Annotated in this window: 14 protein-coding genes and 1 pseudogene; 12 read left to right on the forward strand and 3 right to left on the reverse strand. The window is 66.2% G+C overall.

The annotated features are described in order from the left end of the window. Positions 1-379: 379 nt before the first annotated feature. Both ACYP5B_RS09560 and ACYP5B_RS09565 read left to right on the forward strand, forming a co-directional pair. A pseudogene (locus ACYP5B_RS09560) lies at positions 380-589 on the forward strand (type II toxin-antitoxin system RelE/ParE family toxin); the annotation flags it as partial. Positions 590-601: 12 nt separating this feature from the next. Further along, complete coding sequence (locus ACYP5B_RS09565; RefSeq protein ID WP_400098440.1) at positions 602-916, forward strand: HigA family addiction module antitoxin; 315 nt, start codon at positions 602-604, stop codon at positions 914-916. Between the two features lie 42 nt (positions 917-958). Here the strand turns inward: ACYP5B_RS09565 and ACYP5B_RS09570 are convergent, their stop codons facing one another. From ACYP5B_RS09570 to pdxR, 3 genes are all read right to left on the reverse strand, one after another. Further along, on the reverse strand, positions 959-2,389 hold the full coding sequence (locus ACYP5B_RS09570) for an FAD-binding oxidoreductase (RefSeq protein WP_459569422.1): 1,431 nt from the start codon (positions 2,387-2,389) through the stop codon (positions 959-961). A gap of 119 nt (positions 2,390-2,508) precedes the next feature. After that, positions 2,509-3,540 (reverse strand): alpha/beta fold hydrolase, encoded by a 1,032-nt coding sequence (locus ACYP5B_RS09575; RefSeq protein ID WP_400098444.1) that lies wholly within the window; start codon positions 3,538-3,540, stop codon positions 2,509-2,511. Between the two features lie 56 nt (positions 3,541-3,596). Further along, positions 3,597-5,195, reverse strand: a complete 1,599-nt coding sequence (gene pdxR, locus ACYP5B_RS09580; RefSeq protein ID WP_459569423.1) for a MocR-like pyridoxine biosynthesis transcription factor PdxR — start codon at positions 5,193-5,195, stop codon at positions 3,597-3,599. A gap of 177 nt (positions 5,196-5,372) precedes the next feature. Here pdxR and ACYP5B_RS09585 point away from each other — a divergent pair, with 177 nt between their 5' ends. The 10 genes from ACYP5B_RS09585 (at position 5,373) to ACYP5B_RS09630 (ending at position 17,764) form a co-directional block, all read left to right on the forward strand. After that, complete coding sequence (locus ACYP5B_RS09585; RefSeq protein ID WP_459569424.1) at positions 5,373-6,704, forward strand: ArgE/DapE family deacylase; 1,332 nt, start codon at positions 5,373-5,375, stop codon at positions 6,702-6,704. Positions 6,705-6,790: 86 nt separating this feature from the next. Beyond that, positions 6,791-8,407, forward strand: a complete 1,617-nt coding sequence (locus tag ACYP5B_RS09590) for an ABC transporter substrate-binding protein (protein WP_459569425.1) — start codon at positions 6,791-6,793, stop codon at positions 8,405-8,407. 172 nt (positions 8,408-8,579) lie between these two features. Further along, positions 8,580-9,584 (forward strand): ABC transporter permease, encoded by a 1,005-nt coding sequence (locus ACYP5B_RS09595; protein ID WP_459569426.1) that lies wholly within the window; start codon positions 8,580-8,582, stop codon positions 9,582-9,584. Then, positions 9,581-10,420, forward strand: a complete 840-nt coding sequence (locus ACYP5B_RS09600) for an ABC transporter permease (RefSeq protein ID WP_035859582.1) — start codon at positions 9,581-9,583, stop codon at positions 10,418-10,420. The genes ACYP5B_RS09595 and ACYP5B_RS09600 overlap by 4 nt, the downstream gene beginning before the upstream one ends. Before the next feature lie 39 nt (positions 10,421-10,459). Further along, positions 10,460-12,097, forward strand: coding sequence for an ABC transporter ATP-binding protein (locus ACYP5B_RS09605; protein WP_318237796.1), 1,638 nt, complete (start codon positions 10,460-10,462; stop codon positions 12,095-12,097). Positions 12,098-12,165: 68 nt separating this feature from the next. Beyond that, complete coding sequence (locus ACYP5B_RS09610; protein WP_459569427.1) at positions 12,166-13,428, forward strand: 4-aminobutyrate--2-oxoglutarate transaminase; 1,263 nt, start codon at positions 12,166-12,168, stop codon at positions 13,426-13,428. Positions 13,429-13,493: 65 nt separating this feature from the next. Then, positions 13,494-14,960 (forward strand): NAD-dependent succinate-semialdehyde dehydrogenase, encoded by a 1,467-nt coding sequence (locus tag ACYP5B_RS09615; RefSeq protein ID WP_459569428.1) that lies wholly within the window; start codon positions 13,494-13,496, stop codon positions 14,958-14,960. Positions 14,961-15,000: 40 nt separating this feature from the next. Next, on the forward strand, positions 15,001-15,327 hold the full coding sequence (locus tag ACYP5B_RS09620) for a cupin domain-containing protein (RefSeq protein WP_459569429.1): 327 nt from the start codon (positions 15,001-15,003) through the stop codon (positions 15,325-15,327). A 54-nt stretch (positions 15,328-15,381) separates the two neighbouring features. Continuing rightward, the gene (locus tag ACYP5B_RS09625) at positions 15,382-16,455 is read left to right on the forward strand and encodes a histone deacetylase family protein (protein ID WP_459569494.1); all 1,074 of its coding nucleotides are present in this window, start codon (positions 15,382-15,384) and stop codon (positions 16,453-16,455) included. 55 nt (positions 16,456-16,510) lie between these two features. Beyond that, positions 16,511-17,764 carry a Zn-dependent hydrolase gene (locus ACYP5B_RS09630; RefSeq protein ID WP_400098459.1) on the forward strand — a complete coding sequence of 418 codons (1,254 nt, stop codon included), beginning with the start codon at positions 16,511-16,513 and terminating at the stop codon, positions 17,762-17,764. The last annotated feature ends 39 nt before the right edge of the window (positions 17,765-17,803 follow it).

A 17,803-nucleotide genomic window follows, 5' to 3' on the forward strand; every position in this document is an offset into this window, starting at 1 on the left:
TCTTTACGAGTAAAGAAAAGTGACATCTCACACGTTCTAAAACGGCCAACACCGTACAGCCGCGACAGCAGCTAGAAGCGCTAAAACACCGCCCACTCACGCTATTCTGCATCAGCAGCTAGAAGCATCAAAACCCCGCCCAGCAAGCGCCAAAACCCGCGTCAGCGGGCCACAAGCAATACACATCGCACACTTCCCCCAACCTACAATTCCTGCGCCAAGCTCAACAGACTTTGCGAACGAATCAGCGGAACGGGACACCAGCCGCCGCGTTCGCCGCGTTCGCCGCGTTCGCCGCGGGCGGCTGCGCCACGCAAGCCCCGCAAGCCGCGGACATGCCCGCAGCGCTGGCCCAGGGCACGGCGCAGCCGCTGGCGGTAACATCAGGGCGGCGGCTGAACGCAAGCTGGAGATGCTTGCTGCCGCCGCCACTCTCGATTTCTTGCGATCCCCGCCGGGCAACCGGCTTGAAGCGCTAGGAGGAAACCGCAAGGGACAGCACAGCATCCGAATCAACGATCAGTGGCGAGTGTGCTTTGCTTGGACGCCCGATGGCCCGGAGGCCGTCGAGATCGTGGACTATCACTGAAAGGAGATCACCATGGCCCGTTTCCAAAATGGTATGCGACCGGTCCATCCCGGCGAAATCCTCCGCGAGGAGTTTCTCGCCCCTCTGGACATGAGCGCCAATGCGCTTGCTGTGGCGCTGCATGTCACCGCGGCCCGCATCAACGACATCGTGCGCGAGCGACGGGGAATTACGCCAGACACCGCCATGCGGCTAGCACGCTACTTTGGCGGTGACGCAGAATCCTGGCTTAACCTGCAGCTGGCTTATGACCTGAAAATCGCTCAGCGCGAACACGGCAAGGAGATTGCCGCCCAGATCGCGCCACGCGATCTCGAAGCTGCTTGAACACACTCGCGCACCCTCGCTTTCGGTGGCCTTGCGCTGTCTTCAACCGAGATCAAACACCCGCCCCGGGCTAAGAATATTGTGCGGGTCCAGCGAGCGCTTGAGCAGCCGCATCAGCGCCAGTTCCTCGGGCGTGCGCGAGCAGTGCAGGTAGGGCTTCTTGTGAAAGCCGATGCCGTGCTCGGCGGAGACGCTGCCTTTGAATTCCTGCACCACGCCGTACATCAGGTCGGAGATCTCGTGCTCGGGGAAGTCCTGGTCGGTGGCGCCGGGCAGGTACACGCTGACGTGCAGGTTGCTGTCGCCCACATGGCCGAAGTTGACCGGCTCGGCATGCGGCCACACGGACAGCAAGCGGGCGCGCAGCGTTTCGGCGAATTCGCCGATGCGGCCGATCGGCAGGCTGACGTCGTAGGCCGCATTGGGCGACCACATCACCGGGAATTCGGCCACCGCGTCGCGCAGTTGCCAGAAGCTCTGCGCTTCCTTGTTGCTGGATGCGACCGCAGCATCCTGGATCAGGCCGGCTTCCATCGCGGATTCCAGCATGCCTTCGAAGACCGGCCCGTCCTGCGCGTCGTCGTTGCCTTGCAGGTCGAGCAGCACGTAGAAGGGATGGCCGGCGGGCAGCGGCGCGCGCACGCCGGGCACTCTTGTCGTCACTAGCCCGTAGAAGTCCGCCCACATGACCTCGAAGGCGGACAGCCGCCCCGAGAGCTTGCGCTGCGCATGGCGCAGCAGGCGCACCACATCGTCGTAGCTTGCGAGCGCGCACAGCGCTGTCTGCGTGGCGCAGGGCAGCGGCGCGAGCCGCAGCACGGCCCGGGTGATCACGCCCAGCGTGCCTTCGCTGCCGATGAAGAGCTGCCGCACGTCGTAGCCGGCATTGTTCTTCTGCATCTTGTTGAGCGACGACACCACCGTGCCGTCGGCCAGCACCGCTTCCAGCCCCAGCACCTGGTCGCGCATCATGCCGTAGCGGATTACGCGGTTGCCCCCTGCGTTGGTGGCGATATTGCCGCCGATCTGGCAACTGCCGCGTGCGCCCAGGTCCACCGCCAGCAGCCAGCCGGCTGCACGCGCGGCTTCCTGTGCCGCTTGCAGCGTGGTGCCGGCCATGACCGTCATGGTGCCGGCCTGCGCATCGATCTCTTCCACGCCGCGCATGCGTTCCAGCGACAGCACCACCTCGCCGCCCTCGGGCGTGGCCGCGCCGGCCAGGCCGGTCAGCCCGCCTTGCGGCACCACGGGTTGGCGCAGCCGGTGGCACAGCGCCAGCACGGCCGCGACCTCTTCCGTATTGCGCGGGCGCACCACCGCCAGCGGCGGCACGGTGCCGAGCGGCGCATACCAGTCCTTGCGGAAGCGGGTCTCGATGGCGTCGCCCGTTTGCAGGCCGGCCGCGTCCAGCAGCGCGGCAAGTTCCGTAAGCAGGGCGGAGGACGGGGTGGTTTGGGGAGCGGGGCTTGCCATGTGCGGTGCGTGTGAAGGAGAAGGGTGCTTATGCTATGGGAGGATGGGCGCGGGGATAAGGGCCAATCGGGCTGGTGACGATGGCACCATCGCCGCAATCGGGTCGCGCCCTTGCGGGCTCAGGCCGCCATGAACGCTGAGATCGCCTCGATCAGGAAGGCGCGATCGGCCGGGATATTGTGCGGGTTCCCGGCACGGTGCCCATAGTCCGAGGGAATCGGCCGCAGCGTGGCGGAACGGGCGCCGGTCAGCTTGCCGATTTCCGCGGCATTGTCCTGCGCCTGGAAGTAGGCATCGGTGCGACCTGGCATCAGCAGCACCTGCGCCTTGATCGCCGCCAGCGCGTGGTCCAGGTCGCCGCCGAAGGCGTCGCAGCGGCTGATATCGCCGTTCTGCCACGTCCACAGTTGCGCCAGCAGGTCGTTGGCGTCGCGGCGCGCGAAATTGACGTCCCAGGTCTTCGCCAGGAAATCCTCCAGCGAGGCAAAGCCCGATTGCCGCCACAATTCGTCGCGGTAGAACGCATGCGACAGCGCCCAGCCGGCGTACACGCGGCCCATGGCGCGATACCCCGCGCGCGGCGGCTCCGTGAAGCGGCCGTCCTTGAATGCCGGATCGGCAGTGAGCGCGGCCCTGACGCCTTCGAGGAAGACCTGGTTGAACGGGGAGCAACGCGCGCTGCCGCAGACCACGGCGATCCGCTCGACCATGTCCGCATGGCAGGCGCCCCAGTGGTAGGCCTGCATGCCGCCCATCGACCAGCCATACACCAGTGCGATCTTCTCGATGCCGAATACTTCCTGCAGCAGCCTGCGCTGCACCGACACCGCGTCGTGGTAGGTGACGGCGGGGTAGGCGCCCGGCGCGAACCGTGCCGCGGCATTCGACGGCGACGCCGACAGGCCGTTGCCGAACAGGTTGGGGATGATGACGAAGTAGCGTTCCGGGTCCAGCACGCCGCCCGGCGCGACCAGCCATTCGGTGTCGTAGTGTTGCGCGCTGAACGAGGTCGGGTAGACGATCACGTTGTCCTTGCGGGCGTTCAGCGTGCCGAAGGTCTTGTAGGCGAGCTGCATGCCGGGGAAGGCCTGGCCGGATTGCAGCGTCACGGTGCCTGCATCGAACAGCGCGTAGTCTTTGTCGACGGTCATGTCGGCAGCTCCAGGTGGGGATGGTGGCTATTGTGCCCGCTCTAGCATCGACACACTCAAGCGCCGCTCCAGGCCTCCCGGTTGATCCCCGCCACCGGCGCACGGCGCGGCGCCTGCGTGCGCGCCAGATGCTCCAGCGCGGGTTCGATCACTTCCGCCAGCTTGTGGAAGGCCGGCGCGATCTCGTCGTCCGGCACGCAGGCATACCCCAGCAGCAAGCCCTGGTTGGTCGCCCGCGCGGGGTCCGCGAAATAGCGCGACAGCGGCCGTGTCGACAAGCCCTGGGTGCGCGCCGCCATGCTGATGCCGAGGTCGTCGGCGCCCGGCGGCAGGTGGATCACCATGTGTAGTCCCGCCTCATGCGTGGAGGTGGGCCAGTCCGCGCCCAAGCGCGTGGCGATGGCCTCACGCAGCAGCCCCTGGCGCTGCGCGTAGCGTTGCCGCATGCGGCGGATATGCGTGGCGTAATGCCCTTCCTCGATAAAGTCGGCCAGCACCGCTTGCTGCACCAGTTGCCCCTCGCGGAACAGCTCCGACAGCCCTGTTGCGAAATGCGGCGCCAGCGGCTTGGGCAGCACCATGAATCCCATGCGCAGGCCGGGGAACAGCGTCTTGGAAAACGTGCCCATGTAGATCACGCGGTCGTGCTCGTCCAATCCTTGCAGCGAGGCGAGCGGCCGGCCTTCGAAGCGGAATTCGCTGTCGTAATCGTCCTCCACGATCCACGCGCCGCGCTGGCGCGCGTACTCCAGCAGCATGCGCCGGCGCGACAGGCTCATCACCATGCCGAGCGGATATTGGTGGGACGGCGTGGCAAAGATAAAGCGCGGCGGGTTCTGCAGCGTGGCCGCGTCCGGGGCCAGGCCCTCGCTATCCACCGGCACGGGAATGGTCTCGATGCCGGCGCTGTTGAGCAGGCTGCGCGTGCCCCAATAGCCCGGGTCTTCCATCCAGGCCTTGTCGCCGACGTCGCCCAGCAGCCGGGCGATCAGGTCGATGGCCTGGTGGATGCCGGTGGTCAGGATGATCTGCTCGGGCTCGCAGCGCACCGAACGCACCAGCCGCAGGTGTTCGGCCATCACGCGGCGCAGCGGCATATAACCACCGTTGTGCGCATACGTCAGTAGCTCGGGCTTGGGCGCACGCCAGTGCTTGTTCAGCAACCGTGCCCAGACAGCGTGCGGAAACAGCGAAACGTCGGGCACGCCCGAGACGAAGGCACCCCATTGGCGATCGGACGCACCGGAATGCGACACCAGATGCTGCCCGCGCCGCGAAAGCGTGAAGCGGTTTGGATTTTGCTGCGCTGCGAGCACTGGCATGGTGCCACTTTGCGCCCTGATGTTGTGCAATGCACTATGGTCGGGAAAACTCTGCGACACGAAGGTGCCACTTCCGCTTGCCGCAGTGACATAACCCTCTGCCAGCAACTGCTCAAATGCATAGAGCACGGTATTGCGGGAAACCCCTATCTCCTTCGCAAGCAGCCTCGACGCAGGCAGCTTGCTACCGGCAACCAAAGACCCAGCGAGGATTTCCTGGCGAATGATCTCGTAGAGCTGGCGGTTCATATGCGCGCCGTTTTTATCCGCCGCACCATCTGCGGGCCGCTCCAGACGCTGCAACAGCAGCTCCGACAAAATCGTCTCTTTCAAAGTGGCCCCGCGTGAAAAGAAAAATATGGATCTATGTATGGTACCAATGATCGGCTAAGTTTCGACACATCTTGTTTCGACCGTCGTTTTTCTCAACGACGTTTTGCCGATCAGGCCGATTCGATCCCCCCGGGCATGTTCCAACCGCACGCCCCGGACAGCCAGTGGAGCCACTTGATGCAACTAGTGCAACGTCCCACCGCTACCCCCGCACTTTCCACCGATGCCATATCCGCCGCCGTGCGCGCGCTCGAGCCGTACATGGTCCGTACGCTGTCGGCGTTCGTGGCGGCGCCCAGCCCCTCAGGGCAGGAACAGCCGGCCGTGGCCTTCATGGAGGGCGCGCTGCGCGAGCTCGGCCTGGAGCCGGAGCGCATCTACCTGCGCAGCGAGACGCTGAAGGACCTGCCGCTGTTCTCGCCGCCGTGCTGTCCGGATGGCGGCCGCTACAACCTGCTGGCCACGCATCGCCCGGCGAAGAAGGGCGGCCGCTCTGTGCTGTTCAATGGCCACCTGGACGTGGTCCCCGCCGGTCCGGAGTCGATGTGGCGCCAGTCGCCCTACGCACCGTTTGTCGAGGACGGCTGGCTGTTCGGCCGCGGCGCGGGCGACATGAAGGCCGGCATCATCTGCACGCTCGCCGCCTATAAGGCGCTGAAGGATCTCGGCGTGCAGCCCGCCGGCGCGGTCGGCTTCAACGCGGTGCTCGAAGAAGAGAACACCGGCAACGGCGCGCTGGCTACCGTGGCCGCGCTCGCCAGCGCGGTGGGCGCCGGCAAGCTGGCGTCCTTCGATACCGTGGTGATTCCCGAGCCGCTGGGCGAGAGCCTGATGAGCGCGCAGATGGGCGTGTTCTGGATGTTCGTTGAGCTCACCGGCCGCCCGGCGCACGCCGCCTATATGACCACCGGCGTGAACCCGGTGGAGGCCGGCATCGAGGTGATGGCCGACCTGCGCAAGCTCGAGGCCGAGTGGAACCTGCCGGAGAACCGCCCCGCCGTCTATCGCGACCACGCGCACCCGATCAACTTCAACCTCGGCCAGATCCAGGGCGGCGAATGGAATTCGTCGGTGCCCTGCACCTGCACGCTCGGCATTCGCATCGGCTTCTACCCGACCATGAGCGTGACCGATGCCAAGGCGCGGGTGGAAGCCTGCGTGCGCGGCACGCTGGAGCGACTGGCCAGCAACCTCACGCTCAATATCCGCTACGAAGGCTTCCACGCACCGGGCTGCGAGTTCGATCTCGATGTGCCCAGCATGCAGGCGCTTGGCGAGGCCCACCGCAAAGTCAACGGCGAAGAGGTACGGCGCCAGGCCACCACCGCCACCACCGATGCGCGGCACTTCCGCCTGATGCTGGAGACGCCGGTGACCTGCTACGGCCCCGAGGCCCGCAACATCCACGGCATCGACGAGTCGGTTTCCATCGAGAGCATGGTGCGGGTTGCCACCACGCTCGCACAGTTCATGCACGACTGGTGCGGCGTAGAGCCGGCCACCGCCTGAAGCCAACGCAGCAGATCGCCTTCCAATCGCCTTGCGTTCGTCTTCCGACTCCGCAGATCACGATCACCACCACAGGAAACTGACCGATGAAACACCTCACCCAACACCTGAAAAAGAGCTTTGGTAAAAGCCTGGTGTCGATGGCGCTGGCAACCGCCGGCCTGGCCCTGGCACCGGTACTCTTGCCCGCGGGCAGCGCCGTTGCGCAGACCGTTGGCGGCACCTTGTCCGGCATCGTGCAGCCCGAGCCGCCGATCCTGATCAGCGCGATGAACTCGCAGGCCCCCACGCAATACATCGCCGGCAAGATCTACCAGGGCCTGCTGACCTACGGTCCGGACCTCAAGCCGCGCCCGGAGTTGGCCAATTCGTGGAAGATCTCGCCGGACGGCCTGACCTACACGTTCGAGCTGCAGAACGGTGTGAAATGGCATGACGGCAAGCCCTTCACTTCCGCCGACGTGGTGTTCTCGATCGACAAGATGCTGCGCGAAGTGCATGTGCGCACGCGCGCGGTGCTCAACAAGTACATGGAATCGATCCGCGCCGTGAACGACAGCACGGTCGAGATCAAGCTCAAGGAAGCGTTCCCGCCGTTTATCTCGATGTTCGAGACCGGCACCATGCCGATGATGCCCAAGCACATCTATGAAGGCACGGACTTCCGCAACAACCCGGCCAACCAGAAGCCCGTCGGCACCGGCCCCTTCATGTTCAAGGAGTGGAAGAAGGGCGCCTACATCAAGCTCGCCAAGAATCCCAACTACTGGAAGAAGGGCAAGCCCTACCTGGATGAGCTGGTGTTCTACGTGATCCCGGATTCGGCCTCGCGCGCGGTGGCCTTCGAGAAGGGCGACGTGCAGGTGCTGCGTGGCGGCGACGTGGACAACGTGGACGTGAAGCGCCTGCGCGCGCTGCCCAATGTGGACTACACCACCAAGGGCTGGGAGCTGTTCTCGCCGATGTCGAACCTGCTGATGAACATGCGCAAGCCGCCGTTCAACAACGTCAAGGTGCGCGAGGCGGTGATGCATGCGCTCAACCGCAAGATGATCGTGGACAACATCTTCTTCGGCATGGGCAAGCCGGCGGTCAGCCCGTTCGCCTCCGCCACGCTGTTCTTCGACAAGAACACGCCGGTCTACGACTTCAACCTGAAGAAGGCGCGCGAGCTGATCAAGGAATCCGGCGTCAATGTGGGCCAGTACCCGGTCAAGATCCTGTCGTCGTCCTATGGCGCCAACTGGGACCGTCTTGACGAGTACATGAAGCAGATGCTGGAGCAGCTCGGCTTCAAGGTCAGCATCGAATCGGCCGATGCCGGTACGTGGTCGGCCCGCGTCAGCAACTGGGACTTCGACCTGACCGCCACCTACACCTACCAGTACGGCGATCCGGCGTTGGGCGTGGAGCGGCTCTACGTGACCAAGAACATCGTCAAGGGCACGCCGTTCGCCAACGTGCAGGGCTATAGCAATCCGCAGGCGGACGCGCTGTGGGCCAAGGCCAGCGTCACCATGGATCCGGTCGAGCGCCAGAAGCTCTACACCGAGGTGCAGAAGATCCTGATGACGGAAGTGGCCGCGGGCAACCTGTTCGAGCTGGAGTTCCCCACGCTGTACCGCAAGAACGTGAAGAACCTCGTGACCACCGCCATCGGCCTGAACGAGTCGTTCGACAACGTTTCCATCGAGAAGAACTGAGTACGGAAGTACTGAAGCAGCCAGTAAGTTCGCGCGCCAGGCCTTCCGCCCGGCGCGCGCGAGATGGTGCCGGCCACCTCCGTCGCCGCTGCGTTTCCCGTGTTTGCTGCGCGGGATACGCAACGATGGCGCGGCCGGCCCGGGCCCAGCGTTTGCCCGTGTGGAGCATGCCGTGAATTTTCTCTCTTTCCTGCTATCCCGACTGTGGAAGGCCCTCGTGGTCGTCCTCGGCGTGGTCATCATCAATTTTTTCCTGATCCGCATGGCGCCTGGCGACCCTGCCACCGTGCTGGCGGGTGAGGCCGGGGCCGGCGATGCCGCCTTCGTCGGCCAGTTGCGCCAGCAGTTCGGGCTCGATCAGCCGGTGCTCACGCAGCTTGGCATCTACCTCAAGGGCGTGGCCAAGCTCGACCTAGGCTACTCCTATCGCAATCACCTGCCGGTGCTCGACCTGATCCTGGACCGGTTGCCCGCCACCATCGTGCTGATGAGCGGCGCCTTTGTGTTCTCCCTCGTGCTTGGCGTGTTCCTGGGCGTGATCTCGGCGCGCACGCGCTACGAGAACAAGCGGCGCTGGATCGACAGCGCGGTGATGTCCGCGGCGCTGCTGCTGTATGCCACGCCGCTGTTCTGGCTGTCGCTGATGGCCATCATCCTGTTCTCGGTGGTGCTCGGCTGGTTGCCTGCCTTCGGCATGGAAACCATCGGCGCGGGCTATACCGGCATGGCGCGCGTGCAGGACGTGGCGCTGCACATGATCCTGCCCACCATCTCGCTCGGCTGCTTTTTCATGGCGGTGTATGTGCGCCTGACGCGTGCCTCGATGCTGGAGGTGATGGGCATGGACTTCGTCAAGACCGCGCGCGCCAAGGGGGTGCCCGCCGGCCGCGTGATCCGCGTGCACGTGCTGCGCAACGCGCTGCTGCCGGTCATCACCTTTGCCGGCATCCAGCTCGGCCAGATGGCAGGCGGCGCGGTGCTGACCGAAACCGTGTTCTCCTGGCCGGGCATCGGCCGGCTGATGTTCGATGCCCTGCTGCAGCGTGACTACCAGTTGCTGCTCGGCATCTTCTTTGTCACCTCGGCGCTGGTTGTGTTCTTCAACCTGGTGACCGATATCGTCTACCGCTTCATCGACCCCCGCATCTCGGTGGGCGGCAAGGGAGCCACGGCATGAAAGCCTTCGCACAACGTTATTGCCGCAACTACGGCGCCGTGATCGGCCTGGTCGTGCTGCTGCTGGTGGTGGCCGTGGCGCTGCTGGCGCCGGTGCTGTACGAAGAGTCGCCCTGGCTGATGGTGGGCGATCCGCTGGTGCGCCCGTTTGCCGAAGCGGCCTTTCCCTTTGGCACCGACATGCTCGGGCGCGACATCACCGCCGGCATGCTGTACGGCGCGCGCGTCTCGCTGCTGGTGGGCGTGATCTCCACTGGCGTGGCGCTGGTGTTCGGCATCCTGATCGGGTCGGTAGCCGGCTACTGCGGCGGGCGCATCGACGACGCGCTGATGCGCTTCACCGAGTTCTTCCAGACCATCCCGCAGCTGGCGATGGCGGTGGTGATCGTGGCGATCTTCAATCCCACCATCTACTCCATCGTGGCGGCCATCTCGGTGGTGTCCTGGCCGCCGGTGGCACGCCTGGTGCGTGGCGAGTTCCTCACGCTCAAGCAGCGCGAGTTCGTGCAGGCGGCGGTGGTGATCGGGCAAAAGCCGCTGCGCATCATCCTCACCCAGATCCTGCCCAACGCCATGTCGCCCATCATCGTGTCGGCGTCCTTCATGGTGGCCACCGCGATCCTGACGGAATCCGCGCTGTCCTTCCTGGGCCTGGGCGACCGCAACATGATGAGCTGGGGCTTCATGATCGGCGCGGCCCGTACCATGATCCGCGAAGCCTGGTGGATGAGTGTGTGGCCCGGCGTGGCCATCCTGCTGACGGTGCTGTCCATCAACCTGATCGGCGAAGGCCTGAACGACGCCATGAACCCGCAACTGCGCCGCCGTGGCGAGTAAGCACAAGTAAGCACGATCAAGCACAAGGAATACGCCACCATGCAAGCACAAGACAAGCTACCGCTGCTATCCGTGCGCGACCTCACCATTGCGTTGCCCACCGGTGGCGACCGCGCGCACGCGGTGAAGGATGTGAGCTACGACCTGCACGCCGGCGAGATCCTCTGCATCGTCGGCGAATCCGGCTCGGGCAAGTCGATGAGCGCCAACGCCATCATGGGCCTGCTGCCGCCGTACCTGAAGCCGCAGGGCGGCCAGATCCTGTTCCAGGGCAAGGACTTGCTCGCGCAGGATGAGCAGACCCTGCTGTCCATGCGCGGCAAGGCCATGGCCATGGTGTTCCAGGAGCCGTTGTCCGCGCTTAACCCGGTGATGACCGTGGGCGACCAGATCGCCGAGGTCATGCGCGTGCACGATGCCTACCCCGGCGAGGCGCGGACCAAGCGCGTGCTGGAGCTGCTGGAGTTCGTCGGCCTGCCCGATCCGGCCACGCTGATCGACAGCTATCCGTTCCGTCTGTCGGGCGGGCAGCGCCAGCGCGTGGTGATCGCCATGGCGCTGGCCCTGGAGCCGGCGCTGCTGATCGCCGACGAGCCCACCACGGCCCTGGACGTGACCACGCAGGCCCAGATCCTGGCGCTGATCAAGCGCATCCAGGCGGAGAAGGGCATGGGCGTGATGTTCGTCACGCACGATTTCGGCGTGGTGGCGGAAATCGCCGACCGCGTGGCAGTGATGGAGAAGGGCGTGCTGGTGGAGGTGGGCCCGGTGCAGCAAGTGCTCAACCATCCGCAGCATGCCTACACGCGCCGCCTGATCAGTGCCGTGCCGCATGGCCGCGCCAAGGCGCGCGACCTGGACGTGGCCCAGACCGTGCTGGAAGTGCGCGACCTGCGCAAGACATATTCCTCGGGCGGTGGGCTGTTCAGCAAGAAGCGCGTGGTCAATGCCGTGGACGGCGTGAGCTTCAGCGTTCGGCGCGGCCAGACGCTCGGCATCGTCGGTGAATCCGGCTCGGGCAAGTCCACCATCGGCAAATGCTTGCTGAAGCTGACCGGCATCGACGGCGGCGAGCTGCTGTTCGACGGCCAGGACATCGCGCGCCTTACGGAGCGGCAGTTCCGCCCCCTGCGCAGCGATGTGCAGATGATCTTCCAGGATCCGTTCGCCTCGCTGAACCCGCGCCATACGGTTGGCCGCATCATCACCGACGGCCCCGTCGCCAACGGCGTGCCGCTGGCAAAGGCCCAGGCGCGCGGGCGCGAGCTGCTGCAGCTGGTTGGCCTGGAGCCTTCCGCGTTCGATCGCTACCCCAACCAGTTCTCCGGCGGGCAGCGCCAGCGCATCGGCATTGCGCGCGCGCTGGCGCTGGATCCCAAGCTGCTGGTGGCCGACGAGTCCGTCTCCGCGCTGGATGTCTCGGTGCAGGCGCAGGTGTTGCAGCTGCTGGGCGACCTGCAGAAGCGGCTGAACATCGGCCTGATCTTTATCACCCACGACCTGCGCGTGGCCGCCCAGATCTGCCACCACGTGATCGTGATGCACAAGGGCCGCGTAGTGGAGTCCGGCCCGCCCGACCAGATCTTCGACGCGCCACAGCATGCGTACACGCAGCGCCTGATTGCCGCGATTCCCGGAAAAGAGTGGGATCCGACGCTGATTCGCGCCGCGGCTTGAACCCGGTGCGAGTACGCGCCAACCGTACAACCCCGACAGCACTACCGCTATTCAAGATGGAGCAACAGATGAAGAATGCCGAACTGGTTCGCCGCAAGGATGCCGCCACGCCCCGTGGCGTTGGCGTGATGTGCAACTTCTACGCCGAGCGTGCCGAGAACTCGGAGATCTGGGACGTGGAAGGCAAGCGCTATATCGACTTTGCCGCCGGCATCGCCGTGCTCAACACCGGCCACCGTCACCCGCGCCTGGTCGAAGCCATACAACGCCAGCTGGAGCGCTTCACGCACACCGCCTACCAGATCGTGCCGTACGCCAGCTATATCGAGCTGGCCGAGCGGATCAACCAGCGCGCGCCAGGCCGCTGCGCCAAGAAGACCGCTTTCTTCACCACGGGCGCCGAGGCGGTGGAGAACGCCATCAAGATCGCCCGCGCCGCTACCGGCCGCCCCGGTGTCATTGCCTTCTCCGGCGGCTTCCACGGCCGCACCATGATGGGCATGGCGCTGACCGGCAAGGTCGTGCCGTACAAGGTGGGCTTTGGCCCGTTCCCGGGCGAGGTCTTCCATGCGCCGTACCCGTGCGCGCTGCATGGCGTGTCGGTGGAGGATTCGCTCAAGGCGATGGAGCACCTGTTCAAGGCCGACGTGGATCCCAAGCGCGTGGCCGCCATCATCTTCGAGCCGGTGCAGGGCGAGGGTGGCTTCAATGTGGCGCCGCCGGACTTCGTCAAGGCGCTGCGCGCCATTTGCGACGAGCACGGCATCCTGCTGATCGCCGATGAAGTGCAGACCGGCTTCGGCCGCACCGGAAAGCTGTTCGCCATGGAGCACTACGACGTGGCGCCCGACCTCACCACCATGGCCAAGAGCCTGGCCGGCGGCATGCCGCTGTCGGCGGTGTGTGGCCGTGCCGAAGTGATGGACGCCCCCGCGCCCGGCGGCCTGGGCGGCACCTATGCCGGCAACCCGCTGGCGGTGGCCTGCGCGCTGGCGGTGCTGGACGTCCTGGAGGGAGAGCAACTGATCCCGCGCGGTGCGGCGCTCGGCCAGCGCCTGGTCGAGCGGCTGGAAGCCCTGAAGCCGCGCGTGCCGCAGATCGCCGAGATTCGCGGCCTGGGCGCGATGGTGGCGGTGGAGTTCTGCCGTGCCGATGGCGCGCCCGATGCGGAGTTCACGCGCGAGGTGCAGAACCGCGCGCTGGAGCAGGGCCTGCTGCTGCTGTCCTGCGGCGTGTACGGCAACGTGATCCGCTTCCTGTTCCCGCTGACGATTTCCGATGCGGTGATGAACGAAGGGCTGGATATCCTGGCCGACGTGCTCACGCGCTGAACCACGAGCAGATCTGCGAACCAATCTACGAACAAGCCACAGATAGATAGAGAGACCGAACGATCATGCAACTCAAGGACCCGAGCCTGCTGCGCTCGCAAGCGTTTATCGGCGGCCAGTGGCAGAACGCCGACAGCGGCGCCACCTTCCCCGTCACCAATCCCGCCGACGGCGCGCTGATCGGCACCGTGCCGCTGATGGGCGCGGCCGAGACCACCCGCGCCATCGAGGCGGCCCGCGTGGCGCAGGCCGCCTGGCGCCGCAAGACGGCCCGCGAGCGTGCCCAGGTACTGCGCGCCTGGTACGACCTGATGCTGGCAAACGCCGACGACCTGGCGTTGCTGATGACCACCGAGCAGGGCAAGCCGCTGGCCGAGGCCCGTGGCGAAGCCGTCTACGCCGCATCCTTCCTGGAATGGTTCGCCGAGGAAGCCAAGCGCGTTCACGGCGACGTGCTGGCCACGCCCGCGTCCGACAAGCGCCTGCTGGTGGTCAAGGAGCCGGTTGGCGTGTGCGCGGCCATCACGCCGTGGAACTTCCCGCTGGCCATGATCACCCGCAAGGCTGGCCCCGCGCTGGCGGCCGGTTGCGCCATGGTGCTCAAGCCCGCTGAAGACACGCCGCTGTCGGCGCTCGCGCTGGCACTGCTGGCCGAGCGCGCGGGCCTGCCCGCCGGCCTGCTGAGCGTGGTGACGGGCGACGCCGCCAGCTCGATCGAGATCGGCGGCGAGCTGACCGGCAGCCCGGTGGTGCGCAAGCTCAGCTTCACCGGCTCCACGGAAGTGGGCCGCATCCTGATGCGCCAGTCGGCGCCCACCATCAAGAAGCTGTCGCTGGAGCTCGGCGGCAACGCGCCCTTCATCGTGTTCGACGACGCGGACCTGGACGCCGCGGTGGAAGGCGCCATGGCGTCCAAGTACCGCAACGCCGGCCAGACCTGCGTCTGCGCCAACCGCCTCTACGTGCATGACAAGGTGTACGACGCCTTCGCCGGGAAGCTGGTCGCCGCGGTGCAGAAGCTCAAGGTCGGCCACGGCATCGAGCCCGGCGTGCTGCAAGGCCCGCTGATCAATGAAGACGCGGTCGCCAAGGTGGAGCAGCACATTGCCGACGCATTGGCCAAGGGCGCACGCGTACTCACGGGCGGCAAGCGCCACAGCCTGGGCGGCACGTTCTTCGAGCCCACCGTGCTGGCGGATGTCACGCCGGACATGGTGGTGGCGAAGCAGGAAACCTTCGGCCCGCTCGCGCCGCTGTTCCGCTTCACCAGCGACGAAGAAGTGGTCAACATGGCCAACGATACCGAGTTCGGCCTGGCCTCGTACTTTTTCAGCCGCGACATCGGACGCATCTGGCGCGTGGCCGAGGCGCTGGAGTACGGCATGGTGGGCATCAACACCGGCCTGATCTCCAACGAGGTGGCGCCGTTCGGCGGCGTCAAGCAATCCGGCCTGGGCCGCGAAGGCTCCTCCTACGGCATCGAGGAATACCTGGAGGTCAAGTACCTCTGCATGGGCGGCGTGGACCGCTAAGCCCCCGCCACAACGCAACGCGTTTTCAGGAGAGACCGCCATGAACAGACCCCAGGCCGTACCCACCGTGCAGGTCGACAACGACCGCGTGGTCATCACCGAGTGGCGCTTTGCGCCGGGCGCGCAGACCGGGCATCACCGCCACGGCTACGACTATGTGGTGGTGCCGATGACCACCGGCGCGCTGCGGCTGGAGACGCCGGAAGGCGAAGTCGTCAGCCAGCTCGTGGCGGGCCGCGCCTACTACCGCGGGGCGGGCGTTGAGCACAACGTGATCAACGCGCACGAAGGCGAATGCGTGTTCGTGGAGATCGAAATTAAGCAGACCGCTGCTCAGCCGCCCGCGCGAAATTCAACGCGGGCGTAGCTCCTCTCTCCCCAGCGGCCGGGAAACGTGAGCCTCACCTTCAAAAAAGCCATCATGCGCGCCTTCTTCTCGGATGACCAACTGCTGCACCAGCCCCGCCAGTTCATGCGTGCGGGCCGCCTGTGCGAACCCACCGATGTGCCCGCCCGGGCCCACGCGCTGCGACGCGCGCTGGCCGGGCGCGGCATCACCCTGGCCGAGCCGGCCGACTTTGGCCGCGCGCCGCTGGAGGCCGTGCACAGCCCGGCGTATCTCGATTTTCTCGGCTATGCGTACGAGCGCTGGATGGCGCTGGCGCGGCCCGGGTTCGAACCGGGCATCGAAGTGCTGCCCAATCTCTCGCCCTACTACAACGGCCGCGTGGACCAGCCCCGCCGCGTGCCGTGCCCGACGGATTCCATCATTGCGCAGGCCGGCTATTACCTCGGTGACCTGAGCGCGCCGCTCGGGCCGCAGAGCTGGCGCTCGATCCTGCGCTCCGCGCACAGCGCCGTGGCGGCCGCGCAGTACGTGTGCGAGCAGCAGGACCGGCAGGGCATCGCCTACTCGCTGTCGCGCCCGTCCGGCCACCATGCGCACAGCGACCGCGCGGTGGGCTTTTGCTACGTCAACAACTCAGCCATCGCCGCCGAGACCTTGCTCAAGCGCTTCAACAAGGTGGCGGTGCTCGACGTGGACGCGCACCATGGCGACGGCACGCAGCAGATCTTCTACCAGCGCTCCGACGTGATGACGATCTCCCTGCACGCCGACCCGAGCGCGTACTACCCCTTCTATACCGGTTATGCCTTTGAGCGCGGCTATGGCGCGGGCTACGGCTACAACCTGAACTTCCCGCTGCCGCATGGCACCGAGGACGCCGGCTTCCTCGGCGCGCTCGACAACGCGCTTGATGCCCTGCGCGACTATCGCCCGCAGGCACTGGTGCTGGCATTGGGCTTCGACACCTATATCCACGATCCCATCAGCGTGCTGCGCGTGGGGCTGGACGCCTATCGCGGCATCGGCGAGCGCGTCAATGCGCTGGGTGTGCCCACGGTGGTGGTGCAGGAAGGCGGCTATGAGGTCGAGGCAATCGGCCCGGCGCTCGATTCCTTCCTGTCGGGCCTCGTGCCTGCCATGGCCTGAGCCGCAGGCCGCAACCCTTGCGCTAACCGATTCCGCTCGAACAAGGAGAGCCGAGATGACGACACTGAAGATCAATGGCGAGCGCCTGTGGCAGTCGCTGATGGCGCTGGCCCGCATCGGCGCCACGCCGCGCGGCGGCAATGCGCGCCTGGCGCTCACCGCGCTCGACGGCCAGGGCCGCGACCTGGTCACGGGCTGGATGCGCGATGCCGGCCTCACCGTCACGGTCGACAAGGTCGGCAATATCTTCGGCCGCCGCGCGGGGCGCAACGAAAGCCTGCCTCCCGTCATGACCGGCAGCCATATCGATACCCAGCCGACCGGCGGCAAGTTCGACGGCTGCTTTGGCGTGCTGGCCGGGCTGGAAGTCATGCGCACCCTTGACGACCAAGGCGTGCAGACCGAGGCGCCGCTGGAACTGGCAATCTGGACCAACGAGGAAGGCACGCGCTTCGTGCCGGTGATGATGGGCTCGGGTGTGTTCGCCGGCATCTTCCCGCTGCAGACCGCGCTGGACGCTACCGACAACGACGGCAAGCGCGTGGACGATGAGCTGCGTGCCATCGGCTACGCCGGCAGCGCCGAAGTTGGCGGCCGCGAGATTGGCGCGTATTTCGAGGCGCATATCGAGCAAGGCCCGGTGCTGGAAGACGCCGACAACGTGATCGGCGTGGTGACTGGCTCGCTAGGGCTGCGCTGGTACGACGTGACCGTGACCGGCATGGAAGCCCATGCCGGCCCCACGCCGATGCCGCTGCGCCGCGATGCGCTGTACGGCGCGTCGTTCATCCTGCAGGAGGTGGTGCGCATCGCGCATGATTTCGCGCCGCACGGGCGCGGCACGGTGGGCGTGCTCGATGTCCATCCGGCCTCGCGCAATGTGATTCCCGGCACGGTGAAGTTCACGGTGGACCTGCGCCACCAGGATGCCGGCAAGCTGGCCGAGATGGACGCCCGCCTGCGCGCAGCCTGCGACGCACTCGCGCAAGGCAAGACCACCGGCAACCCGCTCGGCGTGCGGGTCGAAGACGTGCAGTATTTCCCGCCCACGCCATTTGCGCCGGAACTGGTGGGCCACGTGCGCCAGCAAGCGGCGGCGCTGGGCTACACGCACCAGGACATCGTCACCGGCGCCGGGCATGACGCTGTGTATATCGCCACGGTGGCGCCCACCGCGATGATCTTTGTCCCGTGCAAGGACGGCATCAGCCACAACGAAGTGGAAGATGCCAAGCCCGAGCACCTGGAAGCCGGCGCCAATGTGCTGCTTGGCGCGATGGTGGCACAGGCTGGTGGCGTGAGCGCATGATCCGCGGCGGCTCTGGAGCCGTCCCGGATCAGTCCAAAC

The organism is Cupriavidus sp. 8B, from assembly GCF_054589115.1.

Excerpts from the sequence above, each read along its gene's own strand:
- ACYP5B_RS09570 (WP_459569422.1), bottom strand. The coding sequence starts at position 2,389 with ATGGCAAGCCCCGCTCCCCAAACCACCCCGTCCTCCGCCCTGCTTACG.
- ACYP5B_RS09605 (WP_318237796.1), top strand. The coding sequence starts at position 10,460 with ATGCAAGCACAAGACAAGCTACCGCTGCTATCCGTGCGCGACCTCACC.
- ACYP5B_RS09620 (WP_459569429.1), top strand. The coding sequence starts at position 15,001 with ATGAACAGACCCCAGGCCGTACCCACCGTGCAGGTCGACAACGACCGC.
- ACYP5B_RS09630 (WP_400098459.1), top strand. The coding sequence starts at position 16,511 with ATGACGACACTGAAGATCAATGGCGAGCGCCTGTGGCAGTCGCTGATG.
- ACYP5B_RS09615 (WP_459569428.1), top strand. The coding sequence starts at position 13,494 with ATGCAACTCAAGGACCCGAGCCTGCTGCGCTCGCAAGCGTTTATCGGC.
- ACYP5B_RS09625 (WP_459569494.1), top strand. The coding sequence starts at position 15,382 with ATGCGCGCCTTCTTCTCGGATGACCAACTGCTGCACCAGCCCCGCCAG.
- ACYP5B_RS09590 (WP_459569425.1), top strand. The coding sequence starts at position 6,791 with ATGAAACACCTCACCCAACACCTGAAAAAGAGCTTTGGTAAAAGCCTG.
- ACYP5B_RS09585 (WP_459569424.1), top strand. The coding sequence starts at position 5,373 with ATGCAACTAGTGCAACGTCCCACCGCTACCCCCGCACTTTCCACCGAT.
- ACYP5B_RS09600 (WP_035859582.1), top strand. The coding sequence starts at position 9,581 with ATGAAAGCCTTCGCACAACGTTATTGCCGCAACTACGGCGCCGTGATC.
- ACYP5B_RS09575 (WP_400098444.1), bottom strand. The coding sequence starts at position 3,540 with ATGACCGTCGACAAAGACTACGCGCTGTTCGATGCAGGCACCGTGACG.
- ACYP5B_RS09610 (WP_459569427.1), top strand. The coding sequence starts at position 12,166 with ATGAAGAATGCCGAACTGGTTCGCCGCAAGGATGCCGCCACGCCCCGT.
- ACYP5B_RS09565 (WP_400098440.1), top strand. The coding sequence starts at position 602 with ATGGCCCGTTTCCAAAATGGTATGCGACCGGTCCATCCCGGCGAAATC.